Raw genomic sequence first — 25,510 nt, forward strand, 5'->3', positions numbered from 1 at the left:
CAAAGCGCCGGTTTCCTTCAGGCCATCCCTGTACGCTGAGAGGCGGCTTCGCCGTTTGTAGGAGCGGCTTCAGCCGCGATCATCCCCCGCCGCGATCCGCATATCGCTTTCGCGGCTGAAGCCGCTCCTGCAACAACACCTGCGACAACGGCTACAGTTGTTCCCTGGCCCGTTGGGCGCGCAGGGCACGGGCCTTGCCGGCGACCTGGAACAAGGGCCGGTCACGGCGCCAGCGTTCGGCGGCTTCGTCGCCCTCACCATCCCACAGCCGGTCCGCGTCCTGATACAGGGCCTGGGTACGGGCCAGGGCCCCGGCCAGGGCCAGATGCGTCACCGGGTCATCGGCGGGCCGGTCGCTGAGCGCGGCCAGGGTCACCAGGCTGGCGGTCAGCGCTTCCGCGAAGTCCGCCGGCCAGTTCCGGGCGCGGGCCTCGCGGAGCAGCCAGGCTTGCACGGCCAGGGCGATGAAGGTGTCCTCCACGGTGCGGAACGGTTTCACCACGGTGTCGTAGCCATCCCCGTCCAGCAGGGCGTTTTCAGGCAGGGCCACCGCTTCGAAGGTGGCGGCGGTGTGAGGAATCTCCGGCACGAAGGCCAGAGGGGGTTTGTCGCGCAGCCGGACCCCGGGGGCATCCGCCGGCACTCGTGCCACTTTCAGCGTCGGCGGCGCCGACGGCTCGCCACCCTGGTCCAGCCGTGCCACCACCAGCAGTTCGCTACAGACCGGCCCCAGAGTGATCCAGCTTTTCCCGCCGTTCAGCCGCCAACCGGCGCCGTCCGCGCGCAGCGCGGTGGCGATGTCCCGGGGCCGGTTACCGCCTTCCTCGGTGGCGCACAGGGCCAACCGAATGGCGGCGTCGGGGGCCAGGCCGAAGTTGGCCAGCAGCCGGCGCAGCGCGGCCTGGTAGCCGGCGGCGAATGCCCAGCCCACCCGGTCGGCGGCAAAACCGCCGTGCAAGGCCAGCGCCACCGGGCCGTGATCGCCGGCGACCAGCTCCTCCCAGCCCTGGCTCCACGCCGCCAGATCGGCCGGTGGGGTGATCGTCGTCGAGGCGCTCAGAAGGGCACGCAACGCCTCCCAGCGCCCGCTCAAAACGCGGCCCGCCCGACGGAAGCGCCGCCATCCACGCAGATCGTCTGGCCGGTCATATAGCCGCTGTCCTCGCCCAGCATGAAGGCCAGGGTGGCGGCGATTTCCCGGGGCTCACCCAGGCGATCCATGGGCACCATGGCCAAGTAGGCGGCTTCCCGGTCGCTGCCTTCCGGGTTATTGGCGCGGAACAGCTCGGTCTCGATGGGTCCCGGGGCGATGGCGTTGACGGTGATCCCGGTCGGCGCGAGCTCCAGGGCCCAGGTGCGGGTGAAGTTGACCATGGCGGCCTTGGCGCTGCCGTAGGCGGTGCGCCCGGGCAGGCCGAAAATGGTCAGGCTGGAGACATTGACGATGCGGCCCCAGCCGCGCGCCTTCATGCCCGGCAGCAGCGCCTGGCTGGCCTGGATCGCCGGGTGCAGATGCAGGGCGTGGATCGCGTCGAAGGTATCCAGATCGATTTCACCCAGGGCCTGGGGCTTGATCATGCCCACGTTGTTGACCACGCCGTCGAAGTCGAAGCGACCGGTAAGGTCCTTGAGCACCGCGTCGGTCTGGTCGCGATCCCCCAGATCGGCGCTGACCAGGGTACCGGGGAAATCCGGATCGTCCCCATGACGGGCAATGCCCACCACGCCATGGCCGGCGGCGGCCAGCCGCTCGGCGGTGGCGCGGCCAATACCCTTGGTGGCACCGGTGATCAGGTAAGTACGGCGTTTCATTCAGGCTCTCCCATATGTTGTTTATTGTTTTCAGCCGCGCATCGGTTTGAGCGCGTCCGCCCAACGCTCCAGCTCATCGAGCATGGCAATGGCGGATTTCTCCTGGATCTCCTTGGCCTTGAAGGCGCCGTTCTCAAGTTGCTCCTGCACCATGGGCACCGCCACCTGCTCGATCAGCGGCATCATCTTCAGGGTAGTGAGGGTCGGTTTGGTGGCTTCCACCGAGCGCATGCCGCCGGAAATGCCGCCGTAACTGACGAACGCCGCCGGCTTGTAATTCCACTCGTGGTAGACGTAATTGAGCGCGTTGAGCAGCGCCGGCGTAGGCCCGAAATTGTATTCCGGAACCACGAACACGTAGGCATCCGCCTCGTCCACGCTGGCGGCCCAACGCTTGGTGTGTTCATGCTGATAGTTCTGCTGCCGGGGGTGGTAGGGCTCGTCGAACACCGGCAGATTGAAATCCACCAGGTCCACCCAGCGGGCATCGAAGTTGCCGTGCTGGCGGGCCAGTTCATAAAACCAGGTACCCACCGTGGAACCCACCCGGCCGGGGCGGGTGCTGGCGATGATCACATTCAGACGAAGCATGGTCGACTCCTTGTGCAATGGCGGAATGCGTGAAGAATGCGAACACCGGGTTTAGCACTATCCGAGTGCGGGACGCAATGCCCGGCGCTGGTCGGGCCGCCTTGCAGGCACTATTCTAGGCGCCATGCCCGATGCCCCCCTGCCCGCCTGCCTGCACGATCTGCGAACCCTCGACCGGGGCCCCGGCCTGGTGCTGGCGCGCTGCGGTTACCGCCCCGAGGCCTTCACCGAGGACGCCTTCGACCAGGCCGGCGTGCCGCTGCCACCGGGGCTGGAACGGGCGGTGGCCAAGCGCCGCGCCGAGTACCTGGCCGGCCGGGTGTGCGCCCGCGCCGGCCTGACCCTGGCCCTGGGCCAGGACGCCATCCCCGCGCCCGGCGCCGACCGGGCGCCGCGCTGGCCGGACGGTGCCGTCGGCGCCATCACCCACTCCCACGGCGAAGCCGCCGCGCTCACCGGCGATGGCCGGCTCTGGCTGGGCCTGGGTCTGGACCGGGAACAGTGGCTGGTACCGGCCAGGGCCCGCCGACTGGCCGGCCAGATTCTCACCCCTCGGGAACGGCATGAGCTGAGCGAACTGGATGATGACGCCTTCGCCCGCCGCCTGACCCGGGTGTTTTCCATCAAGGAAAGCCTGTTCAAGACGCTCTATCCACTGACCGGGGTGCGCTTCTATTTTCAGGACGCGGAGATGGTGGCGGAGGATCGCATCGCGCTGCTATGCGACTTGTCCAACCAGTGGCGGCGGGGTGCCGTGGTGAGCGCGCAATGGCGGGATGAAGAGGCGGGCGTGTTGAGCTGGGTGGCGCTGCCACGGGGCTAGAAGCCGCTCCTACAGTGGGGCATTCCTTGCCTCCCTAGGAACGGCTTCAGCCGCGATAAACCATCGCCCCCACCGGAACCATCCAGCGAGGTTCCCATGGTGGCAACGGCCAGCCGTTATTCAAGCGATCAGAACAGGTCCTGATCCAGCCCCATCATGGTGGCCGGCCCGGCCTTGATCTGCTCGGCCAGGGCGCCGGCGCGGGGCAGCAGGCGCTCGAAGTAGAAGCGGCCGACGGTGACCTTGGCGCGGCCGAAGTCGTCGTCCCGTTGCGTGGCGGTGACCATCATGCGCGCCCACAGCCAGGCGTAGGTGACGTAGCCGAACAGGTCCAGGTACTCCACCGCGCTGGCGTTGACCGTGTCCGGGTTGTCGCCGGCCTGGCGCAGCAGCTCGGCGGTGGTGCTTTCCAGAAGGTCCACGGCGGCCACCAGCCGTTCGCGGATGCTGTCCAGGCCCTGCTGGTTGGCGTTGTCATCGATCCAGGCGCGCACGTCGGCCAGGAAGGCGTCCACGTACTTGCCGCCATTGCGGGTCACCTTGCGGCCGGCCAGGTCCAGCGCCTGGATACCGTTGGTGCCTTCGTAGATCTGCGAGATGCGGCAGTCGCGCACGAACTGCTCCATGCCCCACTCACGCACATAGCCGTGGCCACCGAATACCTGCTGGCCGAGCACGGTGGTCTCGAAGCCGCGATCGGTAAAGAACGCCTTGGCGATGGGGGTCATCAGCGCCACCCGGTCCTGGGCGGCCTTGCGCTCGGCGTCATCCTCGGAGAACTTGGCTTTATCCAGCTCCATGCCCACGTAGGTGGAGAGGGCGCGGCCGCCTTCGTTGAGGGCGCGCATGGTCAGCAACATGCGGCGCACGTCCCCGTGCACGATGATCGGATCGGCGTTGCCGCCTTTGTTCTGGACGCCGGTGGCGGCGCGGCCCTGCAGGCGCTCGCGGGCGTAGTCGGCGGCGCTCTGGTAGCTCACCTCGCCCAGGCCCAGGCCCTGGATACCGATGGACAGGCGCTCGTAGTTCATCATCGTGAACATGGCGGCCAGGCCCTGGTTGGGCTCGCCGATCAGCCAGCCTTTGGCGTCGTCGAAATTCATCACGCAGGTGGCGGAGCCCTTGATGCCCATCTTGTGCTCAATGGAACCGGCGGCCACGCCGTTGCGTTCGCCCGGATTGCCGTCGGCGTCGGGCAGGAACTTGGGCACCAGGAACAGGGAGATGCCCTTGGACCCGGCGGGCGCGTCCGGCAGCTTGGCCAGCACCAGGTGGATGATGTTGTCCACCAGGTCGTGCTCGCCGCCGGTGATGAAGATCTTGGTACCGGAGATCGCGTAGGAGCCGTCATCGGCGGGCACCGCCTTGGAACGCATGATGCCCAGGTCGGTGCCGCAGTGCGGCTCGGTCAGGCACATGGTGCCGCTCCATTCGCCGCTGTAAAGCTTGGGCAGGTAGGCCTGCTTGAGCTCATCGCTGGCGTGGGCATCCAGACACAGGGTGGCGCCGTTGGTGAGCGCGGGATAGAGCGCGAACGAGGAGTTGGCGCTGTGCATCATTTCCTCGAACAGCACCGCCAGCGACTTGGGCATGCCCTGGCCGCCGAATTCCGGATTGCCGGAGAAGGCGGTCCAGCCATTTTCGGCGTAGGTCTTGAACGCTTCCTTGAAGCCTTTCGGGGTGGTGACCTGGCCGTTGTCGAAGTGACAGCCCTCTTCGTCACCGTCACGGTTGAGCGGGAACAGCAGGTTCTCCACCATCTTGCCCGCCTCGTCCAGGATGGCGTCGGACAGATCCCGGGTCACGTCGGCGGTGGCGCTCATGGACGCCCAGAGTTGGTCGGCCTGGAACACGTCGTTCAGAATGAACCGCATGTCTTCCAGCGGCGCTTTGTAGGTGGCCATTGGTGAATCTCCCGAAGCTGGCTTGCGTTGCGGGAGGATAGTTTAGTCCCGGCGAACGGGCCGTAAATGTTTATTTGTGACCCGCCGTTCATCCTCCGGGGTCGGTTCCGGCCGACGCCACATCCACAACAGCAGCCCGCACAAGAACAATGGCACGCCGATTTTCACCACGTTGGGCGCCGGGGAAACGGCGATGATGGCGACGCTGATCAGCATCACCGTGGAAGCGGCGCACTTGGCCCGGCGGGACATGGCGCGCTGTTCGCGCCACAGCACGATCGGCGGCCCGAAGCGCGGATGGCTAACCAGCCAGGTCTCCAGGCGTGGCCAGCCCCGGGTTCCCGCCCAGGCGGCGATCAGCATGAACACGGTGGTCGGCATGCCCGGCACCACCACGCCAATCAGCCCGAGGGCCACGCAGAGAAGCGCCAGACTCCGCCATAACAAAGTACGCAACATGCCGGCAGTATAAAACATAAAGCCGGCGATGGCGGACCCCGTCACGAGGTGCCGTAGGAGCGGCTTCAACCGCGATCAACGGCGCGGCCATCCGTCCATAAAAAACCCCGCCGGAGCGGGGTTTTTCAGGGTCGCCGAAGGGCGCCGGATCAGAACGCGAAGTGTTCCGCGTCCAGTTCCATCATGCAGTCGAGACCGCCTTCGATGGCGCCCTTATGACCCGCCGCGCGCGGCAGGATGCGCTTCATGTAGAAGCGGGCGGTGCTGATCTTGGCCTTGTAGAAGTCCTCGTCGCCGGTGCCGGCGGCCAGTTGCTCCTGGGCCTTGGCGGCCATGCGCGCCCACAGGTAGCCGAGGGTCACGTAGCCGGAGTACATCAGGTAGTCCACCGAGGCGGCGCCCACGTAGTCCGGGTTCTGCATGGCCTGCATGGCGATCGCCTGGGTCAGCTCGCCCCACTCCTTGTTGTAAGCCGCCACCGGGTCGATCAGTTCCTTGAGCTCACCGTTATCGGCCTGGGCCTCACAGAACTTGTGCACGATCTTGGTGAAGTTCCGCAGCGCCTGCCCCTGGGTCATCATCACCTTGCGGCCCAGCAGGTCCAGCGCCTGAATGCCGGTGGTGCCTTCGTACAGGGTGGAGATGCGCGCGTCGCGCACGTTCTGCTCCATGCCCCATTCGCGGATGAAGCCGTGGCCGCCATAGATCTGCACGCCGTGGTTGGCCGCTTCCAGACCGACTTCGGTGACGAATGCCTTGGCGATCGGGGTGAGCAGAGCCATCAGATCGTGGGCCTGTTCACGCTCGGCGTCGTCGCGGGCCAGCTTCACCTGGTCGCCGAGCTGGGCGCACAGGTAGACCAGCGCGCGACCGCCTTCGGCGAACGCCTTGGAGGTGAGCAGCATGCGGCGCACATCCGGGTGCACGATGATCGGGTCCGCCGGGCCGTCCGGGTTTTTCGGGCCGGACAGGCTGCGCATGGCGAGGCGTTCCTTGGCGTAGGCCAGGCCACCCTGGAAGCCCAGTTCGGCATGGGCCACGCCCTGGATGGCGGTACCGAGACGAGCGAAGTTCATAAAGGTGAACATGCAGTTCAGACCTTTATTTTCCGGGCCGATCAGGTAGCCGGTGGCGCCGTCGAAGTTCATCACGCAGGTGGCGGAGGCCTTGATGCCCATCTTGTGTTCGATGGAGCCGCAGGTCACGCCGTTGCGCTCGCCCACACCGCCGTTTCCGTCGGTGAGGAACTTGGGCACGATGAACAGGGAAATGCCCTTGGTGCCCTTGGGGGCGTCCGGCAGGCGCGCCAGCACGATGTGGACGATGTTCTCGGCCATGTCGTGTTCGCCGGCGGAGATGAAGATCTTGGTGCCGGTGATGCTGTAGCTGCCGTCGGCGTTGGGCTCGGCCTTGGTTTTCAGGATGCCCAGGTCGGAGCCGCAGTGCGGCTCGGTGAGGCACATGGTGCCGGTCCATTCACCGCTGGTCAGCTTCGGCAGGTAGGCGTTCTTCTGCTCATCGGTGCCGTGCTCCTCGATGGTGGCCACGGCGCCGTGGGACAGGCCCGGATACATGCTCCAGGACCAGTTGGCGGTGCCGGTCATTTCGGAGATGGCGATGCTGGAGGAGCCGGGCAGGCCCTGGCCACCGAATTCCGGGTCGCCATTGATGGCCGGCCAGCCACCTTCCACGTACTTGGCATAGGCTTCCTTGAAGCCGCTCGGCGTGGTCACCACGCCATCCTCGAAGTGGCAGCCTTCCTCGTCGCCGGAGCGGTTCAGGGGTGCCAGTTCGTTTTCGGCGAACTTGGCGCCTTCCTCAAGGAAGGCGTTGAGCAGTTCGCTGTTCACCTCTTCCAGACCCAGCTTGGCGTAGTGGCCATCCAGATCCAGAACCTCGTTGAGCACGAAACGCATGTCGCGCAGGGGAGCTTTGTATTCGGGCATGTCAGGTCTCCCTAAAACACTCTGTGGTAAGCGGGAAAACCGGCCCCGGAACGGGCTGAGAGGAAAACAGCGGGCGGGGCGGGTCCATCGTCAGGGATTGAAATGGTAGCCGTGCCCTGGAGGCGCTGCCCACAACTATTTGTGACCCATAAGTCAAACAAGCGTTTGAAATCACTTTTGTCGGACAAGGCTGGTATAGTCCGCCTCCGAAGGCCTCTTATTCTTGGGTTCGCCCACAGGAGTACCCCCATGATCGACCCCAATCTGCTGGACATCCTGGTCTGCCCGGTCAGCAAGGCACCGCTGATCTACGACGAGCAGCGCGAGGAACTCAAATGCAAGGCCAGCGGCCTCGCCTACCCGGTACGAGACGGCATCCCGGTGATGCTGGAGGAAGAAGCCCGCGCGCTCGGCGAAGACGAGCTGCGCTCACTGTAAGGACCGTCCATGCCCCGCTCGCTGTTCGCCCTGCTGCTGGCCCTGGCGGCGCCCCTGCATGCCGCCGAGTCCGGCGACCAGGCTCCGGTACCGGAAGCCGATCAGACCATGACCGCCGAGCAGAAGCAGAACGATTGCCTGCTGCGCGCCGCCCGGGACGCCGACGATAACATCACCGCCGCCCAGTTGCGCGGCTGGTGCCTCGAGGACAAGGAGAAGCCCGAAAAGCGCTCCGCTCACGAGGACGCCCTGCGCACCCGCCTGGCTCTGGAACGCTCCAGCCAGGACAACCCCTTTGTGATCACCCCGCACCGGCGCAACTACCTGCTGCCCTACAGCCACTGGTCCAACCCTCAGTGGAATGATCCGGACCGCCAGGGCCAGAACCTGGACTCCGAGGAGGTCAAATTCCAGATTTCGCTGAAGGCACCGCTCTACGATGACTTCTGGAACGGCAGCACTCTGTACATGGCGTTCACCGGCCTGTTCTTCTGGCAGGCCTACAACAAAAGTGAATCGAGCCCGTTCCGGGAAATCAACTTCACGCCGGAGATCTTCGTCGCCAAGCCGATGAACTGGGAGCTGGGGCCGGTGAAGACGGAGTTGATGGCCTTTGGCTTCCGCCATGATTCCAACGGTCGGGACGAGCCCACCTCACGAAGCTGGAACCGGCTCTACGTGCGCCATATTTCGCAAATCGGCCAGTATTACGTGTCGTTCATGCCCTGGTACCGGATTCCCGAGGATGACAAGGACTATCCCCTGGATCCGCGCGGCGACAACAACCCGGACATGGAAAAATACATGGGCCATTTCGAGCTGGAGGTGTCGCGCGCCTTCGGCAACCATGTGGTGGAGGTGATGCTGCGCAACAACCTGCGCTCGGATAACAAGGGCGCAGGTCGCATCAATTACTCCTACCCCATCAACGAGCGCTTCAAGGGGCTGGTGCAGGTGTTCACCGGCTATGGCGACTCAATGATCAACTACGACGACTACGAGACCCGCTTCAGCCTGGGCATCCTGCTCACCGATACGCTCTAGAGGGCCGCTCAGGGCAGGCTGTCCAGGGTACGCCGGCGCAGGTTCTCCAGGGCCTCGCTGAACGTCACCGGATAGGGCGTGTCGGCCCGGTCGGTACCGAGCAGAGGCGCCGGCAGCGAAGCCAGTTCCCGGCGCAGGCGTTCGCGGGCGGCGTCCGGGTCCGGCGGCGGCACCACCGGCTCGCCACCGGCCACCACGGTCCGCAGCAGAGGCTCGCCATGGCGCTCCTCGTGGGCGGCGGTGATCTCGTCGCCCACCAACCGGCCTTCGCCGTCGTATTGTCGCCACACCTGCTTGGCGCCGGGGTAAACCGGCTTGCCCGGCGATGCCTTAAGACGCGGGCGCCCGTCGTATTCGGTGAGCTTGTAGGCGAAATCCAGGGACGGGGCATCGGCCACCGAGCCCATTTCCGTGCCCACGCCGAAACCATCGATGGGGGCGCCGGAGGCCACCAGGGCGGCCACTTTCCATTCGTCCAGGCCACCGCTGACCACCACCCTCACGCCATCGAGGCCGGCGCCGTCGAGCTTGTCCCGGACGGCGCGGGCCTGGGCCACCAGGTCACCGGAGTCGATACGCACGGCGCCCACCTCGAGCCCCTCCTCGCGCACCAGGCTAATCACCTTGTCCACCGCCGCCAGGCAGTCATAGGTATCCACCAGCAGGGTGGTGCCGGGGTAGTCCCGGGCATAGCGCCGGAAGGCGTCGATTTCCCGGTCGAAAGACTGGATGTAGGAGTGGGCCATGGTGCCGCGCAGGGGCAGGTCGAAACTGAGCCCGCCGAGTACGTTACTGGTGGCGCCGATGCCCGCCACCCGGTAGGCACGCACGCTACGCCAGGCCGCTTCCAGGCCGTGCATGCGACGCATGCCGAAATCCAGCACCGGCGTGCCGGCGGCGGCGCGCACCACCCGGGCGGCCTTGGAGGCGAGCAGGGTTTCCAGGTTCACGTAATTCATCAGCAGGCTTTCCAGCAACTGCCCCTCGGCCACCGGGGCACGCAGCTCCAGCAACGGCTCCTGGGGAAACACCAGAGCTCCCTCCGGCAACGCCCGCACCTCGCCACTGAAGCGGAAATCCGCCAGCCAGTCGAGGAACTCCGCGCGGAACCCCAGCGGCGCCAGCCGGCGTACCTGCTCCTCCGGGAACCGCAGTTCGGTGATCAGCCGGGCGGCGTGCTCCTGGCCGCAGGCCACCACGTAATTGCGCTGCCCGGGCAGCACCCGGTAGAACAGGCTGAACAGCGCCTCGCCCTTTTTGCCATCCAGGTGATAGGCCTGGGCCATGTTCAGTTCGTACAGATCGGTGAGCAGACCCAGTTCGTCCACCCGCGGCCAGACAGCGGTCATCGGCGCTTCCTTTGGCTACACAGTCGTTGCGATACCGCCATCAATTGCTCCGCCGGCGGCGCTTTTCAAGCCCGGTGACCGGGCCGTTCATCCAGCACCGCCCGGTGGGCGGCCAGGGCGGCGCCCTCCGCGGCCACCGTGGTCACCGCGATGCGCGCCGCCTCGGCCAGCGGATAGCCGAAGGCGCCGGTGGACAGCGCGTCCATGTCGGTCTGGTTGGCGATGTCGCCCTGGCGACATTCAATGGTGAAGCGGTTCATGATCGGTTCCTGGTATTGCCGCCCCCGTACGGTATCATCCGGCGGCGGGGGTTCTCTCATCACTACACGGAGATAACTATGCGAATCCTGGCCCGATGCGGCGTTCTGGGGCTGCTGTTACTGCTTGGCGCCTGCCAGACACTGAGCGGCCTGGAGGCCCCGGAGGTGAACCTCTCCAGCCTCCGGTTGGAGCAGGTCAGCGTGTTCGAGCAACAGTGGCAGGTGGTACTGCGCGCGCGCAACCCCAATGACCGGGATCTGACCCTGAAAAGCCTGGACTATGAACTGTTCGTCAATGGCGAGAAGCTGGCGCGCGGCCTGACCGGCGACAAGGTGACCCTGCCCGCCATGGGCGACGCCCTGGTAAGCACCCGCATCACCACCAGCCTGATGCAGACCCTGAGCAAGTTGAAAGCCTTGCAACAGGACCCCGGCGCGCCGCTGGACTACCGGATCAAGGGCACCGCCCGGGTCCAGGGTCTGGCCCTGCCGCTGAGCTTCGATCAGCGCGGCGAGTTCCGGCTACCGGACACGGTGCCACTGCGATAAAACCACCCCACGCCGGCCCCGGAGCCGCGACCTGACCAGGGCGGCCACCCGGTCGAGCGTTACGGTCATCCCCCGGCGCCGGCCGGCGGGCTAGAGTAAGGTTTTCTGGCAGGGACCCTTCCATGCAAGCGGATTTTCAGGTGGCGATCATTGGCGCCGGCTTCGGCGGCCTGGGCATGGCCATCGAGTTGAAAAAACGGGGCCGGCATTCGCTGGTGATTCTCGAGAAAGCGGGCCAGGTCGGTGGCGCCTGGCGGGACAACACCTACCCTGGCGCCGCCTGTGACGTGCCATCCCATCTGTATTCCTTTTCCTTCGCCCGTAAGTTCGACTGGTCACGCCGCTTCGCGCCCCAGGCGGAGATTCTCGATTATTTGAAGCGCTGCGCCCGGGATCATGACCTGGAACGCCATCTGCGCCTGGGCACCGAGGTGCGCGAGGCGCGCTTCGACGAGGACGCCGGCCTGTGGCGGATCGTCACCGACCAGGGCGAGCTCACCGCCCGCGCCCTGATCACCGCCACCGGCCAGTTGAACCGGCCGGCCTGGCCCCGGGTACCGGGGCTGGAGCGTTTCCAGGGGCCGGCCTTCCACAGCGCCCGCTGGGACCACGACGCGGACCTGGCCGGCAAGACGGTGGCGGTGGTGGGTACCGGCGCCAGCGCCATCCAGTTCGTGCCGGAGGTGGCCAGGCAGGCGCGCAAGGTGAAGCTGTTCCAGCGCTCCGCCGCCTATGTGATCCCCAAACCGGACCGCCCCTACTCCCCCCTGGAGCAGCGGCTGATGGCCCGGTTGCCCTGGCTGCAAACGCTGGACCGGGCCCGGGTCTATGCCCAGAACGAAACCCGGGTACTGGGCTTCACCGCCCTGCAGGGGGTGATGAAAGTCTATCAGTGGCTGTTCCAGCGCTACCTGCGGCGCACCATCAGCGACCCCGTGCTGCGCGAGAAGCTGACCCCGGATTACCCCATGGGCTGCAAGCGCATCCTGATCTCCAACGATTACTTCCAGGCCATCGAACGCTTCGGCATCGAGGTACACACCGGCGGCGTGGCGGCGGTGGACGAAACCGGCCTCGTGGATACGGACGGCCACCACCACGACGCCGACGTGCTGATTTTCGGCACCGGCTTCCAGGCCACCGATTTCCTGGCGCCGATGACCATCCTGGGCCGTCAGGGCCGGGATCTGAACCAGGCCTGGCGAGACGGCGCCGAGGCCTACCTGGGCATCACCGTGCACGGCTTCCCCAACCTGTTCATGCTGTACGGCCCCAACACCAACCTGGGTCACAACTCCATCGTCTACATGCTGGAGTCCCAGATCAGCTATGTGCTGAGCGCCCTGGAGGAGCTGGAGCGCCCCGGCGTGGGTGGCCTGGAAGTAACCGCTCAGGTACAGGACCGCTTCAACCGGGAGATCCAGGCGCGCCTGCGCGACAGCGTCTGGGGACAAGGCTGCGACAGCTGGTACAAGACCGAAAGCGGCAAGAACACCAACAACTGGCCCGGTTTCACCTTCCGTTACCGGCACCGCACCCGACGACTGGACCCTCGCGATTATGAGTTGCATCCGTGAACAGGGCGGCGTGACGGAAACCCCGTCACAACGCCTGATCGCCGCCACCCTGCGCGGCAGCCTGAAAACCCTGCTCAGCCCCGCTTTCCAGGCGCGCGCGCCGGTCGGCCTGCAACGGCGCTGGCTGGCCACGGTGGCCCGCGCCACCCTGCCCGCCCGGGGCGTGCCGCGTCGCCGCGCGCGCTTCGGCGGCGTGCCGGTGGAAGTGGTGGGCGAAGGCCGCGCCGCCACGCTGCTCTACCTGCACGGTGGCGGCTACGTCAGCGGCGGCCCGGGCACCCACCGCGCCCTGACCACCCGCCTGGCCCGGGATCTGGACGCCACCGTGGTGGTGGTGGACTACCGGCTGGCGCCGGAAGCCCCCTGTCCGGCGGCCCTGGACGATGCCATCACCGTATACCGCGCCCTTCTGGAACAGGACCATGACCCGGCGCGCATGGCGGTAGCCGGCGATTCCGCCGGCGGCGGTCTGAGCCTGGCGTTCCTGCAGCACCTGCGTGACGGCGCCACCCTGCCACCGCCGGCGGCGGGCGTACTGCTCTCGCCGTGGGTGGACCTGACCCTGGCGAATACACCGGAGAAGGTGGAAGGCGAGGCCATGCTCAGCCTGCCCTGGCTGAACGCCGCCGCCGACGCCTATGCCCGGGGACGCCGGGACCACCCCGCCGCCTCGCCCCTGCACGGTGACCTCAACGGCCTGCCGCCGTTGCTGATTCAGTGCGGGGGCGATGAGATCCTGCGCGCCGACAGCGAACGGTTGGCGGAGGCCCTGGACGAGGCCGATACCGAAGCCCGCTACCAGTGCTTCCCCGGTCGCTGGCATGTGTTCCAACTGCACGGCGGCGTGCTCGCCGACGCCGACCGGGCGCTGGCGGACATCCAGGCTTTCCTGAGCGGCCACCTGGCCGGCGCCACGCGAGGCGCGCCATGAGCCGTATCCTGATCACTGGCGCGGCCAGCGGTATCGGCCAGGCCACCGCCCGCCGTTTTCATTCCCGGGGCTGGTCGGTGGGGTTGCTGGACGTCAACGACCAGGCGCTGACCGCCCTGCGGGCGGAAATGGGGGAGCGCGTCTGGAGCCGCGCCCTGGACGTGCGCGACGCGCAAGCCTGCCAGGCGGCGGCGGATGCCTTCGCGGCCGAGGCCGGCGGCTTGGACGTGCTGTTCAATGGCGCCGGCATCCTGCGCATGGGGTTCGTGGAAGACGTGGACCCGGAGCTGCACCGTCGCACCCTGGAGATCAACGTGCAGGGCACCCTCAATATGTGCCTGGCCTGCCTGCCGCACCTGAAAGGGGCCGACCGGCCCCATGTGCTGAACATGAGCTCCGCCTCGGCGCTTTACGGCGTGCCGCACTTGGCGGTGTATTCAGCGTCCAAGTTCGCGGTGCGCGGCCTCACCGAGGCCCTGGACCTGGAATGGCGCCGCCACGGCATCCGCGTGCAGGACCTGATGCCACCGTTCGTGGACACGCCCATGGTCCGCGACCAGGCCTTCCAGGCGCCGGTGGTCAAGCGGATGGGAGTGAAGCTGAGCGCCGAGGAAATCGCGGCGGCGGCGGAGCGCGCCCTGGGCAGCGACCGGGTGCACACCCCGGTGGGGCTGCCGTTCCGGCTCACCGTGCTGATGGAAAAGCTGACGCCGCGCCGGGCCACCCGGGAACTGATGCGCTGGCTGAGCCGGCCCTAGGGCCTGTTAACACTACTTGCATCGCGCCTGCTGGGTGTCATTTTGGATCTCCAGCTAGGCGGAGGGAGCGCCGTTTGGTCAGTCCAAATAAGCGACTGACAACGACGCTGGAGGCCAAAAAGGCGCCAGCAGGTGCGATGCAAGTAGTGTTAACAGGCCCTAATCCTCGTCCCACTGGATGGTGACCCGGCGCCGGCCCCACTCCAGGGCGGCGTCGCGGTCCTCGCCCATGTAGATATCGATCTTGTTGCGCCAGCGCCGGTGCATCTTGTCGCGCACGTACCAAATGCCGTCCAGGCCCTCGATGCGAACCGGGGTGCCGTAATCCAGCCCCTGGCCGAGCAGATCCCGGGACACGGCGATGGCTTTCATGCCGGGCACCAGGGTGTCGCCCCAGGCCGCCAGGCTGTGATCATCACCGGCGCCCTGGCCGGGCAGGGAATTGAAGGCCGTGGCGGTGACGCTGGCCTCCTCCTCGAAGGAATCCGCCACCACCGGCCCACAAGCGAGCAGCAACGCCGCCAGGCCCAACACCCTGAACCCGCTCTTCACCCGGCTTTCGTCAGACTGCGTCGATGACATCGCTACGTTCCCTCTGGTACCCATTGATGCTGCTGCTTCTTTCCGCGTGCGCCGGCGCGCCGCCCACCCCGCCCCCGGCGGAACCCCGGGTGTGGGCGGCGACCGGCGAGCCGCGCGGCGTGATTGTCGCTTTGCACAGTTTCGGCGACCACGCCGCCGCCTTCAATCTGGCGGCCCCCGCCCTGGCCGAAGCCGGCTACAGCGTGTATGCCTTCGACCAGGCCGGCTTTGGCGGCCGAAACCTCGACGATCACTGGGCCGGCGAGGCCCGGCTGGTGGACGACGCCGCCGCGCTGACCCGGCGGCTGGCGGACCGTTATCCTGATCGCCCCCTGTACCTGCTCGGCGAGAGTCTGGGCGGCGCGGTGGCCATGCTGGTGGCGGCCCGCCACCCGGATCTGCCCCTGGACGGGCTGATCCTCGCCGCGCCGGCGGTGCGTGAAGGGATTCGACTGCGCTACGGCTGGAATGTTCTGATCGCCGCCGCGGCCACCGTGGCGCCGGGCTACCGGCTCAAGGTAGCCCGGCCACCGGACGACCCGAAGCTCGCCCCCGGGGCCGCCCGCCGTCTGGCCGAGGACCCGCTGGTGATGCGGCGGGTGCGCCTGGATGCCTACCGGGGCCTGATCCTGTTGGCCGACGACGCCAGTGACGCGGCGCCGGCGCTCTCCCTTCCCACCCTGGTGCTGTATGGCGGCCAGGATACCTCGGTGCCGGCGGTGGGCATCCGGCGCCTCAACGCACACCTGGGCGATCACGGCGCCTACCGCTTCTTCACGAACGGCCCGCACCTTCTGCTGCAGGGACGGCACTGGCCCCAAGTGGTGGATGCCATTCTCGCCTGGCTGCCGGCGACGACGGAGTTGCCGGAATGACGGCCCCGGGCCGGCGTTACTGTCCCGGTAACTGGCGCCGAATTTGCTAGGCTTGTGAGGCCTGTTCATTCCCACGACGGAAAGGAGACCGCGACACCATGAGTAAACGGGTTCTGATCACCGGCGGCAATTCCGGCATTGGTCTGTGCACCGCCGAGCAACTGGCGGAACAGGGGGCGGAGGTGATCCTCGCCTGCCGCGACCGGAGTAAGGGCCAGGCGGCCCTGGCACGCATCAAGAACAACCAGCCCGATGCCCGGGTACGGCTGTTCGAGCTGGATCTGGCGGATCTCACCAAGGTGCGCGGCTGCGCCCGCCGCCTCAACGATGAACTGGACGGGCTGGACGTGCTGATCAACAACGCCGGCGTGGTGCCCAGCCGCCAGCAATTCACCGCCGACGGCTTCGAGATGCAGTTCGGGGTCAATTATCTTGCCCCGGTGCTGCTCACCCACCTGCTGCTGCCACTGCTGCAGCAACGACCCGGCGCCCGGGTGTTGCATGTGGCCTCGGTGGCCCACTGGCTGGGGCGCATCAATTCCCGCACCTGGCGCGGGCGCCGGCCCTACCTGGTGATGGACGCCTACGGCCAGTCCAAGCTGGGCAACATTCTGTTCAGTGATGTGCTGGCCCAGCGCCTGGCCGGCCAGGACATCACCAGCAACGCCCTGCACCCCGGCGGCGTCGACACCCCCATTTTCCGGCATGTACCGGAGCCGCTGATGAAGCTGATCCGCCCCACCCTGACCACCCCGGAGAAAGCCGCGCGGCTGCCGGCACGGCTGGCCATGGACCCGGCTCTGGACGGCGTCACCGGCGGCTACTTCGACGCCAAGGGCCCCGCCGCCCGGTCGCCCCGGGCACGCAACAAGAAAGTGGCGGAACGGCTTTATCAGGACAGCATGGCGCTACTGGGCATCAACCCGCTCTAGAGCCTGCTCGGCCACCGCCCGTTGCAGGCGTGGGTAAAGGTCCAGGAACACCGCTTCCAACTCCCGGTAGTGGCGCTCGATGTCCGTCTGGCAGCCCTGGAAGCGGTTGGCGAAGCGCACCCGGGCGGCAATCCGGTCCAGCGCCCGGCCCACGGTGTCCAGCTCCGCGTAGCGACGAATCCAGTCCTGGCTGACCATGCGTTCCACCACCGCGCGCATGTCCGCCGGCATTAACGGTTCGCCGGCGCGCAGCAAGCGATAGTCGTGATCCAGGGCGGTGTCCAGGTCGTGATCGTGGAAGCGTTCCCAGTGGCGCACCAGGAAGTGATCGAACAGAACATCCAGGGCCACCCCGGCGAAACGGCGCCGTGGGGCGGCGAACAGCCGGCGGCTGTCACGCACCGGCGGGTGTCCATCGGTGACGCGGTCCACCAGCCGGTGGTTGCGCAACCCCTGACGAACCGGCGGCGGCAGCTCTTCCTCGCGCACCCCGCGCATGAAATCACCCAACAGATTACCGACCTTGGAAGCCGGCGTGGGCCGCGCCAGCGCCAGGTGGGCGAAGTAGTTCACCGGCCGCCCCGCTCCATCAGGAAGCGCAGGTTCTGGCGCACCGCCGGCCATTCGTGGTTGATGATCGAGAACACCACGGTATCCCGGTAGACCCCGTCGGCGCTGATGGTGTGGTTGCGCAGCACGCCGTCCTGCTTGGCGCCGAGCCGCGCGATGGCCGACCGCGAGGCGCGATTGTGCCAGTGCGTGCGCAACTCCACGGCGATCGCATCCAGGGTCTCGAAAGCATGGCGCAGCAGCAGCCACTTGCACTCGGTGTTCAGCCCGGTGCGCTGGCAGCGGCGCGCATACCAGGTATGCCCCAGCTCCAGGCGACGGTTGTCCTCGTCGACACGGAAGAAGCGGGTGCTGCCCACCACCCGGCCGCTGTCCTTGTGGCGCACCGCGAACGGCATCTCGCCGTGCTCCCGACCGGCCAGGGCCGTGGCGATGTAATCACCGACCCGTTCCGGCGCCGGGGCGAAGGTGTACCAGAGCTTCCACAGTTCACCGTCACGGCAGGCGTCGGCCAGGTCGCCGGCGTGGGCCTGGCTCAGCGGTTCCAGGCACACCCGTTCCCCTTCCAGAACCACCGGTTCGATCCAACGATCCTTGGCCATGCTTTCCATGGTCACTCCTTGGCGGGCGGGGTGTTCATCTGGTGGCGCACCCGCTCCAAAGCCGGCGCCACGGCGTCGCACTTGTCGGCGCCCTGGTCGCAGGCCACGCAGGCCACGGCGGCACTGGCCGCCATGGTCAGATTCACCCGGTAGGCCAGCTGTGGCAGCGTGGCGGCGCCATCACGCAGGGCCACGGCCCGGTCGTGAAGGGCACCGTGCTCCGCCCGGCATGCCGTTACCGCCGCCGGGTCCGCCGGATCATGGCCGCTCTTGAGGGCACGGCCCTGGCCCGCCAGGGTTTCCAGATCGTTGATCATTCCCTTCACCTGATCCGGGTTCTCCGGCGGCACCGCCAGCACCGGGGCGGCCAGGGAAAGGGAGAGAAGAGGAATCATCCATCGCTTCATCGCACGCACTCCTGATTATTATTGTTCGTCGTGTCCATGGTGCCCGGGCGGGGAATTCAGCCCGGCGGCCAGGAAAAGGGCCGGCCACCCAACACGTGCACATGCAGGTGGAACACGGTCTGGCTGGCGCCAGCGCCATTGTTCACGTTGAGGCGGAAGTCCTCCAGCCCCTGCTCGGCGGCCACCTGACCGGCCACCAGCAGCAGATGCCCAAGCAGTTCCTTGTCTTCCCCTTGCGCATCGGACAGCTTGGGGATCGGTTTCCGGGGGATCACCAGGAAATGGGTGGGTGCCTGGGGGTTGATGTCCCTGAACGCCAGGCACTGGTCATCCTCGTAAATGATATCGGCGGGAATCTCCCGGTCGATGATCTTGGAAAAAATCGTTTCGCTCATGGCCTGTCTCCAGCCTGCCAGGATCGGAAAGGCCCAACGATAGAACACGCCGGCCTTCACGTCGATCATGATCCCGATCACACCCCGACCATGCGGCACCAGCAATTTACAAAACCCGGGGTGAGTCCACGGCGCCCGACTGACTATAATGGCGCCTTGACTTCACCCACCCTCTAAACCGACGAGACCTTATGGCCACGTTGTTCGTTGAAAACCTGACCGTGGTGGATTTTTCCTATCTCCACGCCAAGCGCGGCATGGTGGGCGAGTCGTGGATCGTGGATCTGGAGCTGTCCGGTGAACTGGACGCCCAGGGCATGGTGTTCGACTTCGGCCACATCAAGAAAACCGTTAAACGCACCGTCGACGAGCGCGTCGACCACCGGTTGCTGGTGCCCCGCGACAGCGAACAGCTCGACCTGCACGAGCGTGACGACGGGCACCTGAGCCTGGCCTGGCGTTATCTGGCCGGCGAAATTCGCATGGTATCGCCGGCGGCGGCGGTACTGAGCCTGCCAGGCATGGAGATTTCCAAGGCCGGCGTGACGCTCTACCTGATGGAGCTGATCCGGGAGACGGTGCCGTCCAATGTCGCCGAGGTACGCGTGATTCTGCGCGAGGAGGACACCGGCACGGCGCCTTTCTACCATTACTCCCACGGTCTCAAGAAACACGACGGCAATTGCCAGCGCATTGCCCATGGTCACCGTTCCGGCATCGAAATTTTCGAGAACGGCCGCCGCAGCCGCTACTGGGAAAAGCTCTGGGCGGACCGCTGGGAAGACATCTACATCGGCACCGAGGAAGACCTGGAAGGCACTTACTACGTGGATGAAGTACCCCACCACCGGTTCCGCTACGATGCCGAACAGGGCCACTTCGAGCTGGTGATCCCGGAAGACCACTGCTATCTGGTGAACCACGACTCCACGGTGGAGAACCTGGCCGGGCACATCGCCGGTGAACTGGCCCGGGAAGCACCGGGCAAGCGCTTCCGCGTGCGCGCCTTCGAAGGCGTCGGCAAGGGCGCCATCGCCGAGGCCGGCGAGGACAACCCGGGCCGCGCCAAGGGCGGCTGGCTCACCGGCTCTTCAGTGCTGTGATCCGCCCTGAAAGCGGTGAACAGTTAACTCTTAACTGTTCACCGCTTTTCAGTCGGTTTGCGCCAGGATGCTCTCGGTTTCTTCCTGAATCAGGCGGCGCAACCAGCGGTGCGCGGTGTTGTGGTGCAGCAGGGGCGACCAGGCCATCTTCAGCTCGAACTCCGGAATCTCGAACGGCGGCGCCTTGATCACCAGGTTGTCATTTTGCACCTGCATGCGCGCCACCCGGCTGGGCAATGTGGCCACCAGGTCATTGTTCATGGCCAGCAGCGCCGGCATCTGATAATGCCGGGTAAAGATGCTGATCTTGCGGCTGCGGCCCAACCGCTGCAGGGCGTGGTCGATCCAGCCCAGCCCGCCGAGCTTCTCCGGATTCATGCCAAAGCCCACCCCGAAGCCGGTCTTCGACACCCAGATGTGCTGGGCCGACAGGTAGCTGTCCAGGTCGAAGTGATCGGCGATGGGATTATCCCGGTTGAGCAGGCAGGAGAAGGTGTCGCGCCACAGCGTCACCTGGTGGAAGGAGCCGGGAATCTCGTTAAAGCGGTTCAGCGCCATGTCCACCCGCCCCTGCTCCATGTCCGGGTAGCTCACGTCCGAAGGGGTCAGGAAATCCAGCACCACGTTGGGCGCCTCTTCACGCAGGCGTCGCACGATGTGCGGTACCAATGTGGCCTCGGCATAGTCACTGGTCATGATGCGGAACACCCGCCGGCTGTCCGAGGGCTGGAAACCATCCTCCGGGGTGAACAGGGCTTCGGCCTGGGCAATCAACTGGCGCACCAGGGGCTGCAACTCCTGGGCGCGATCGGTGGCGGTCATGCCTTCGCTGGTACGGATCAGCAACGGGTCGCCGAACATCAGGCGCAGCCGCTTGAGGCTGTTGCTCATGGCCGGCTGGGTGATGCCCAGCTGCTCGGCGGCCCGGGTCACGTTCTTCTCACGCAGAAGAACGTCCAGGTATTTCAGCAAATTGAGGTCGGCGCTGGCGAGATTCATGGTCTGAATAATAACCCGTGAAACCGATGGAATTCTAACTGTTAACCAGGTCGCTTTCTGGAGCGACGGGGCACCGGGGACATCGCCGTTTAGCAAATTAATGCGTATGGTGCTCTTTTTCCCAAGGTGCGGCAGGGACTATGAAACAGCAGGAGCAACCACGCGTGGAGAAGTTCGTGGTGCGTTTTCCGGGCGGTATGCGCGATCGCATCGCCAGCGCCGCCCACCTCGGCCATCGCAGTATGAATGCGGAAATCGTGGCGCGTTTGAAGCATAGCCTGGGGCACTGGCCCGACAGCCTGCCGGTGGCTCGGCAGGCCGTGCCCGCCGGCGACGAAGAACGCTACCTGCTCGACCGCTTCCGGGGCCTCTCCCCGGCCAAACGCCAGGCCCTGCTCGCCCTGCTCGACTGAGCCCCCTTCATCGGGGGCGCATTGAACCAATCAATGCTGTTACTCTTAAACGCACATTTTCCGTACGCCTAACAAATGGCTTCCGCCCATGGGGCGGGCACGTCGGAGGGATGGAACGCAGTTGAAGGACGAATCGCAACGGATGAGCCGGCTGCCCAGCGGCAACGACATCCATCTGCCCTGGCACCTGCGCCTGCCCGCCCCCCTGGAGCGGGATTTCGCCGACTTTTTCCGCGACAGCGTGGCGCGGGTGGCGCCGTGGGCGGCACTCAACGTAGCGGTGCTGTTGTCGCTGGCTCTGGCCCTGGAATTCTTCCTGTCGCCGGAGGTGGCCGCCAGCACCTGGCGACCACGGCTGCTGTGTCTGATGCTGGCCGTGGCCACCGCGCTGGTGGCCCGGCACGGGGAATGGCGGCGCTGGCTGCATGGCATGAGCATGGCCCTGGCCATGGCGGTTGCCCTCACCGGCGATTGGATGGCGGTGACCGTGAACCACCCGTTGGCATTCAGCCTGTTTCTGCAAACGCCGCTGGCGATTCTGCTCATGTCGGTACTGCTGCGGGTGCCCTTTTACTGGGCGGTGACCGGCAGCCTGGCGATGATCGGCGTGCTCGCCGCCTGCCTCTATCGGGGAGGGGGCACCAGCGAGGAGCTGTCCCTGGTGTTGTTGCTGCTGTCGTTGTCCAGCGCCAGCATGAGCCTGTTCGGCCAGTACATCTATGAGCGCCTGCTGCGCCAGCATTTCCTGTCCGAGAACGTCCTGTTCCAGCACCGCGACGAACTGCATTCCGCCAACCGGGTCCTGGAGAGTCAGGCCACCGTGGACGGCCTGACCGGCTGCCTCAACCGGCGCGGCATGGAAAGCCGGCTGGATGAGCTACTGCATGGCTTCGGGCGCGGCCAGGAGCGGGTCACCCTGCTGCTGTTCGATATCGATTTCTTCAAACAGTACAACGACACCTACGGGCACCTGGCCGGCGACGAGTGCCTCAAGGCGATCGCGTCCATTCCTCGTGCCCTGACCCAGGGCGACAAGGACTTCGTGGCCCGCTACGGCGGCGAGGAGTTCATGGTGGTGCTCGCCAACACCAGCCTCAAGGACGCGTTGGTGGTCGCCGAACGCATGCGTACCCGTATCGAGCAGTTGGGGCTGCCTCACAGCGGCTCACGGGTCAGCCAGGTGGTGACCATCAGCGTCGGCGTGGCCTGTGCCGGGCAACAGGCCGCCGACGCCAATACCCTGATCAAGTGCGCCGACGAGGCGCTTTATCAAGCCAAGGGCGCCGGTCGCAACCAGGTGGCCTACATGGATGACCAGGGCCGGGTGCTGGCCCTGTGAGTCAGGCTTCGCCTTCCAGCCAGGACGGCTCCGGCACCCCCAGCGCCAGTTCCGTGAGGAAATAACCCAGCGCCGCCAGGGGCAGCAGCGCCCCGATGGTGGCGGTCAGCGACCAGCCACCGTGGGCCTGGGACCAGCCGCCCACGGCGGAACCCAGTGCCCCACCGGTGAAAAAGGTCGCCATGTACAGGCCGTTGAGGCGGCCCCGGTAGGTGTCGCCGAGGCCGTAAATGGCACGCTGACCCAGCACCACGTTGGCGGACACGCCGAAATCCAACACCACCGCCGCCGTCACCAGCATCGCCACCGCCAGGGTGGAGCCGGGCTCGGCCAGCAGGGTGAGGCCGAGGGCGGCGCTGGAGATCAGCATGGCGACCACCGTGGCCGGTCGGGTAAAACCCCGATCCGCCAGCCGCCCGGCAATGGGCGCCGCCACCGCGCCGGCCACCCCGGCCAGGCCGAACAGAGCGATACCGCCCTGGCTGAAGCCGTATAGCGGGCTGGCCAGCAGCAGGGGCACCGCGGTCCAGAACAGGCTGAAGGCGGCGAACAGGAAGGCCTGGTAAAGAGCGCGCCGACGCAGAATCGGGGTATGGCGCAGCAACCAGCCCATGGACAGCAGCAAACCGCCATAGCCGGGGCCCGGCTTGGGCCATCGCTCCGGCATCACCCGCGCCAGCACCAGACTCAACGCCACCATCATCACCGCCGACACCACGAACACCGCCTGCCAACCGAATGCCTGGGTGAGAGCGCTGGCCACCGGTCGCGCCAGCATGATGCCCAGCATCAGGCCGCTCATGACCGTGCCCACTACCTGCCCCCGGCGCTCCGCCGGCGCCAGATGGGCGGCGTAGGGCAGCAGAATCTGCACCGCCACCGAGCCGAAGCCAATGCCCAGAGCGGCCGCCAGGAAGGTGGTCGCATGGCGGGCGAACAGGGCGGCGACGAGCGCCAAGGCGGCGAGCAGCACCACCGCGATCACCAGGCGACGGTTTTCCACCAGGTCCCCCAGGGGTACCACCAGCAGCAGACCGGCGCCGTAACCCACCTGGGTCATGGTGACGATCAGACCGGCCGCCCCCGGCGACAGGGAAAGCGACTCGGCGATGGGCCCCACCAGGGGCTGGGAATAATAGATATTGGCGACGATCAAGCCGCAGGCGGTGGCCAGCATCAGCACCAACCAGGACGGCATCGTCGCCGGAGCGGCGTTCGATGGCATGCTTTCGGGTCCGTTATCGGAAAGGCGTGGGATCATCCACGTCCAGCTGTTCCGGGTCCAGGGCGGCGCGCGCGTAGTCGCGCCAGACCCCGGCGTCCAGGAACAGCCGGTAGAGGTCCGGATCAAGGTGCCGATTGTCGCGCATGCGCTGCATGATGCCCAGGGCCTCGGAGATTTTCAGCGGCGTTTTGTAGGGTCGTTCTCGCGCGGTGAGGGCCTCGAACACATCGGCGATGGCCATGATCCGGGCCGGAATCGACATCTGCTCCCGGGTCAGACCGCGCGGAAAGCCGGTGCCATCCATACGCTCGTGGTGCCCCCCGGCGTATTCCGGCACACGCCGCAGCTTGCGCGGAAAAGGCAGCGACTCCAGCATATCCAGGGTGACGTCCATGTGGCTGTTAATGATGCGCCGCTCTTCCTCGGTGAGCGTGCCCCGGGTGATACAGAGGTTGGCCACCTCGTCATCACTGAGCAGCGGTCGGGTTTCACCCCGGGCATCCACCCAGGGGCGCTCGGCGATACGCCTCACCCGCGCCACGTCCTCGGCGGCCATGGTTTCACCGCCGATATTGATGCGCTCCAGAAACGCCAGATCCGCTTCCAGGGCATCAATGTCCTCCTGCCGGCGGCGCCGGTGTTCCGCTTCCCGGTCCGGGGACTCCAGGCAATCGCGCAGATAGTGCCGCTCCACTTCCGAACGCACCGCCGAGAAACGCGCCGCCACCAGTTCTATGCGGTCATGCAGGCCGTGCAGCTTGGTGGCCTTGTCGAGCACCGAATCCGGAATCGCCAGCTTGCCGCAGTCGTGCAGCCATGCCGCCACGCGCAGCTCATACCATTCGTCCTCGTCGAGCTGGAAATCGGCGAAGGCAGTGGCGTCATCGCAGGCGGCACGGGCGAGCAGTTCGGTGAGCAGGGGCACCCGTTCGCAGTGGGCGCTGGTGTGAGAGCTCTTGGCGTCGATGGCACGGGCGAACACCTTCACGAAGGCATCCAGCAGGTCCTTGAGTTCCTGGACCAGCATCAGGTTGTTGAGGGCGATGCCGGCGTAGCCACCGAGTGCTTCCAGCAGGGCCCGGGTGCGCACCGGAAAGGGCCCGGCACCGGCTTCACCGCGCGCGTTGACCAACTGCAGCACACCCACCACCCGGCCTTCATGGTTGGTCAGCGGCACCAGCAGCAGCGACACCACCCGGGTCACCAACCCCGGTACCAGACGGGTATGGTCCGCTTCATCCAGCGCCGCGCCGGTAAGATGCAGCACGCCGCCGCGGTGCACGGTCCGTGCCGCCGGGTGCCCGGCGCCGGCCTCGTCCAAAGACAGGCGCGGCTGGTCCGGCCCCGGGTCGGCGCCCGGGTCCTCGCCGTCCAGAGCCTGGCCGGCGCATTCCAGCCACTCGCCATGCTGCTCCTCGCGACGCAGCCAGAGCACGCCGGCCTCGGCCCGGGCCAGCCCCAGGGCCTCCTTCAGCACCGTGCGTGCGAGCGGCGCCAGGTCGCTCTGGACGTTGATCTGGCGGGCCACCCGCAACAGGGGTGGTAGCTGGGTGCCAGGCACCCCTTCCAGCTTGCTCATGGCGTCATTCCGTTGTCAGGCCGGCCTAGCATAGGCACAGCCCATCGT

Annotated in this window: 28 protein-coding genes; 12 read left to right on the plus strand and 16 right to left on the minus strand. The window is 66.6% G+C overall.

All coding sequences use genetic code 11. The features are described from left to right. Window positions 1–151: 151 nt before the first annotated feature. From JF515_RS07870 to JF515_RS07880, 3 genes are read right to left on the minus strand one after another with little or no spacing between them, the layout of a single operon-like run. The gene (locus JF515_RS07870; RefSeq protein WP_203102828.1) at window positions 152–1,093 is read right to left on the minus strand and encodes an acyl-CoA dehydrogenase family protein; all 942 of its coding nucleotides are present in this window, start codon (window positions 1,091–1,093) and stop codon (window positions 152–154) included. Next, window positions 1,090–1,812, minus strand: a complete 723-nt coding sequence (locus JF515_RS07875) for an SDR family oxidoreductase (RefSeq protein ID WP_203102833.1) — start codon at window positions 1,810–1,812, stop codon at window positions 1,090–1,092. The genes JF515_RS07870 and JF515_RS07875 overlap by 4 nt, the downstream gene beginning before the upstream one ends. Window positions 1,813–1,842: 30 nt before the next feature. Beyond that, the gene (locus JF515_RS07880; RefSeq protein ID WP_203102835.1) at window positions 1,843–2,403 is read right to left on the minus strand and encodes an NADPH-dependent FMN reductase; all 561 of its coding nucleotides are present in this window, start codon (window positions 2,401–2,403) and stop codon (window positions 1,843–1,845) included. A 124-nt stretch (window positions 2,404–2,527) separates the two neighbouring features. On the opposite strand from JF515_RS07880, the gene JF515_RS07885 reads away from it, so the two are divergent. Next, complete coding sequence (locus JF515_RS07885) at window positions 2,528–3,226, plus strand: 4'-phosphopantetheinyl transferase family protein (RefSeq protein ID WP_203102843.1); 699 nt, start codon at window positions 2,528–2,530, stop codon at window positions 3,224–3,226. Window positions 3,227–3,354: 128 nt separating this feature from the next. Here the strand turns inward: JF515_RS07885 and JF515_RS07890 are convergent, their stop codons facing one another. The 3 genes from JF515_RS07890 to JF515_RS07900 all read right to left on the minus strand — a co-directional run bounded on the left by JF515_RS07890 (window position 3,355) and on the right by JF515_RS07900 (window position 7,535). Beyond that, the gene (locus JF515_RS07890; protein WP_203102845.1) at window positions 3,355–5,130 is read right to left on the minus strand and encodes an acyl-CoA dehydrogenase C-terminal domain-containing protein; all 1,776 of its coding nucleotides are present in this window, start codon (window positions 5,128–5,130) and stop codon (window positions 3,355–3,357) included. Window positions 5,131–5,172: 42 nt separating this feature from the next. Next, a complete protein-coding gene (locus tag JF515_RS07895; RefSeq protein ID WP_338015186.1) occupies window positions 5,173–5,607 on the minus strand; it encodes a YbaN family protein in 435 nt (144 codons plus the stop codon). A 131-nt stretch (window positions 5,608–5,738) separates the two neighbouring features. Next, a complete protein-coding gene (locus JF515_RS07900; protein ID WP_203102849.1) occupies window positions 5,739–7,535 on the minus strand; it encodes an acyl-CoA dehydrogenase C-terminal domain-containing protein in 1,797 nt (598 codons plus the stop codon). 249 nt (window positions 7,536–7,784) lie between these two features. On the opposite strand from JF515_RS07900, the gene JF515_RS07905 reads away from it, so the two are divergent. Next, window positions 7,785–7,973 (plus strand): Trm112 family protein, encoded by a 189-nt coding sequence (locus JF515_RS07905; RefSeq protein WP_203102851.1) that lies wholly within the window; start codon window positions 7,785–7,787, stop codon window positions 7,971–7,973. A gap of 9 nt (window positions 7,974–7,982) precedes the next feature. Next, window positions 7,983–9,017, plus strand: coding sequence for a phospholipase A (locus JF515_RS07910; protein ID WP_203102853.1), 1,035 nt, complete (start codon window positions 7,983–7,985; stop codon window positions 9,015–9,017). An 8-nt stretch (window positions 9,018–9,025) separates the two neighbouring features. On the opposite strand, the gene JF515_RS07915 is transcribed toward JF515_RS07910, so the two are convergent. Beyond that, a complete protein-coding gene (locus JF515_RS07915; protein WP_203102855.1) occupies window positions 9,026–10,366 on the minus strand; it encodes a nicotinate phosphoribosyltransferase in 1,341 nt (446 codons plus the stop codon). Window positions 10,367–10,431: 65 nt separating this feature from the next. Continuing rightward, window positions 10,432–10,626: a hypothetical protein gene (locus JF515_RS07920; protein ID WP_203102857.1), complete on the minus strand. Its 195-nt coding sequence runs from the start codon at window positions 10,624–10,626 to the stop codon at window positions 10,432–10,434. Between the two features lie 78 nt (window positions 10,627–10,704). Between JF515_RS07920 and JF515_RS07925 the strand changes: the two genes are divergently transcribed. The 4 genes from JF515_RS07925 (at window position 10,705) to JF515_RS07940 (ending at window position 14,441) form a co-directional block, all read left to right on the plus strand. Continuing rightward, complete coding sequence (locus tag JF515_RS07925; RefSeq protein ID WP_203102858.1) at window positions 10,705–11,175, plus strand: LEA type 2 family protein; 471 nt, start codon at window positions 10,705–10,707, stop codon at window positions 11,173–11,175. 122 nt (window positions 11,176–11,297) lie between these two features. After that, window positions 11,298–12,752 (plus strand): flavin-containing monooxygenase, encoded by a 1,455-nt coding sequence (locus JF515_RS07930; protein WP_203102859.1) that lies wholly within the window; start codon window positions 11,298–11,300, stop codon window positions 12,750–12,752. After that, window positions 12,736–13,683: an alpha/beta hydrolase gene (locus JF515_RS07935; protein ID WP_203102860.1), complete on the plus strand. Its 948-nt coding sequence runs from the start codon at window positions 12,736–12,738 to the stop codon at window positions 13,681–13,683. The genes JF515_RS07930 and JF515_RS07935 overlap by 17 nt, the downstream gene beginning before the upstream one ends. After that, complete coding sequence (locus JF515_RS07940) at window positions 13,680–14,441, plus strand: SDR family oxidoreductase (RefSeq protein WP_203102861.1); 762 nt, start codon at window positions 13,680–13,682, stop codon at window positions 14,439–14,441. Before JF515_RS07935 ends, JF515_RS07940 begins: the two co-directional genes overlap by 4 nt. A gap of 159 nt (window positions 14,442–14,600) precedes the next feature. Here the strand turns inward: JF515_RS07940 and JF515_RS07945 are convergent, their stop codons facing one another. Further along, window positions 14,601–15,023 (minus strand): 3D domain-containing protein, encoded by a 423-nt coding sequence (locus JF515_RS07945; RefSeq protein WP_203102862.1) that lies wholly within the window; start codon window positions 15,021–15,023, stop codon window positions 14,601–14,603. Window positions 15,024–15,049: 26 nt separating this feature from the next. Here JF515_RS07945 and JF515_RS07950 point away from each other — a divergent pair, with 26 nt between their 5' ends. Further along, window positions 15,050–15,898 (plus strand): alpha/beta fold hydrolase, encoded by an 849-nt coding sequence (locus JF515_RS07950; RefSeq protein ID WP_203102865.1) that lies wholly within the window; start codon window positions 15,050–15,052, stop codon window positions 15,896–15,898. Window positions 15,899–15,996: 98 nt separating this feature from the next. Beyond that, entirely contained in the window at window positions 15,997–16,830 is an 834-nt protein-coding gene (locus tag JF515_RS07955; RefSeq protein ID WP_203102867.1) for an SDR family oxidoreductase, read from the plus strand. Here the strand turns inward: JF515_RS07955 and JF515_RS07960 are convergent. From JF515_RS07960 to JF515_RS07975, 4 genes are read right to left on the minus strand one after another with little or no spacing between them, the layout of a single operon-like run. After that, the gene (locus JF515_RS07960) at window positions 16,807–17,403 is read right to left on the minus strand and encodes an ACP phosphodiesterase (RefSeq protein WP_203102869.1); all 597 of its coding nucleotides are present in this window, start codon (window positions 17,401–17,403) and stop codon (window positions 16,807–16,809) included. The genes JF515_RS07955 and JF515_RS07960 overlap by 24 nt on opposite strands. After that, a complete protein-coding gene (locus tag JF515_RS07965; RefSeq protein WP_238400933.1) occupies window positions 17,400–18,011 on the minus strand; it encodes a GNAT family N-acetyltransferase in 612 nt (203 codons plus the stop codon). The genes JF515_RS07960 and JF515_RS07965 overlap by 4 nt, the downstream gene beginning before the upstream one ends. Before the next feature lie 2 nt (window positions 18,012–18,013). Further along, window positions 18,014–18,409 carry a hypothetical protein gene (locus JF515_RS07970; RefSeq protein WP_203102871.1) on the minus strand — a complete coding sequence of 132 codons (396 nt, stop codon included), beginning with the start codon at window positions 18,407–18,409 and terminating at the stop codon, window positions 18,014–18,016. A gap of 56 nt (window positions 18,410–18,465) precedes the next feature. Continuing rightward, window positions 18,466–18,804 (minus strand): histidine triad nucleotide-binding protein, encoded by a 339-nt coding sequence (locus JF515_RS07975; protein WP_203102873.1) that lies wholly within the window; start codon window positions 18,802–18,804, stop codon window positions 18,466–18,468. A 191-nt stretch (window positions 18,805–18,995) separates the two neighbouring features. Between JF515_RS07975 and JF515_RS07980 the strand changes: the two genes are divergently transcribed. Beyond that, window positions 18,996–19,907: a 6-pyruvoyl trahydropterin synthase family protein gene (locus JF515_RS07980; RefSeq protein WP_203102876.1), complete on the plus strand. Its 912-nt coding sequence runs from the start codon at window positions 18,996–18,998 to the stop codon at window positions 19,905–19,907. A gap of 48 nt (window positions 19,908–19,955) precedes the next feature. Here JF515_RS07980 and JF515_RS07985 read toward each other — a convergent pair whose 3' ends face one another. Continuing rightward, window positions 19,956–20,906 carry a LysR family transcriptional regulator gene (locus JF515_RS07985; RefSeq protein ID WP_203102878.1) on the minus strand — a complete coding sequence of 317 codons (951 nt, stop codon included), beginning with the start codon at window positions 20,904–20,906 and terminating at the stop codon, window positions 19,956–19,958. A 140-nt stretch (window positions 20,907–21,046) separates the two neighbouring features. On the opposite strand from JF515_RS07985, the gene JF515_RS07990 reads away from it, so the two are divergent. Together JF515_RS07990 and JF515_RS07995 are read left to right on the plus strand one after the other, a co-directional pair. After that, on the plus strand, window positions 21,047–21,319 hold the full coding sequence (locus tag JF515_RS07990; protein WP_203102880.1) for an Arc family DNA-binding protein: 273 nt from the start codon (window positions 21,047–21,049) through the stop codon (window positions 21,317–21,319). A 121-nt stretch (window positions 21,320–21,440) separates the two neighbouring features. Further along, complete coding sequence (locus tag JF515_RS07995; protein WP_238400934.1) at window positions 21,441–22,658, plus strand: GGDEF domain-containing protein; 1,218 nt, start codon at window positions 21,441–21,443, stop codon at window positions 22,656–22,658. A 1-nt stretch (window position 22,659) separates the two neighbouring features. On the opposite strand, the gene JF515_RS08000 is transcribed toward JF515_RS07995, so the two are convergent. Both JF515_RS08000 and JF515_RS08005 read right to left on the minus strand, forming a co-directional pair. Next, window positions 22,660–23,883 (minus strand): MFS transporter, encoded by a 1,224-nt coding sequence (locus tag JF515_RS08000; RefSeq protein ID WP_203102885.1) that lies wholly within the window; start codon window positions 23,881–23,883, stop codon window positions 22,660–22,662. A gap of 13 nt (window positions 23,884–23,896) precedes the next feature. Then, the gene (locus tag JF515_RS08005; RefSeq protein ID WP_203102887.1) at window positions 23,897–25,462 is read right to left on the minus strand and encodes a GAF and HD-GYP domain-containing protein; all 1,566 of its coding nucleotides are present in this window, start codon (window positions 25,460–25,462) and stop codon (window positions 23,897–23,899) included. Window positions 25,463–25,510 lie beyond the last annotated feature (48 nt).

Origin of the sequence: Alloalcanivorax marinus (genome assembly GCF_016785095.1) — a bacterium.
Classification (GTDB): domain Bacteria; phylum Pseudomonadota; class Gammaproteobacteria; order Pseudomonadales; family Alcanivoracaceae; genus Alloalcanivorax; species Alloalcanivorax marinus_A.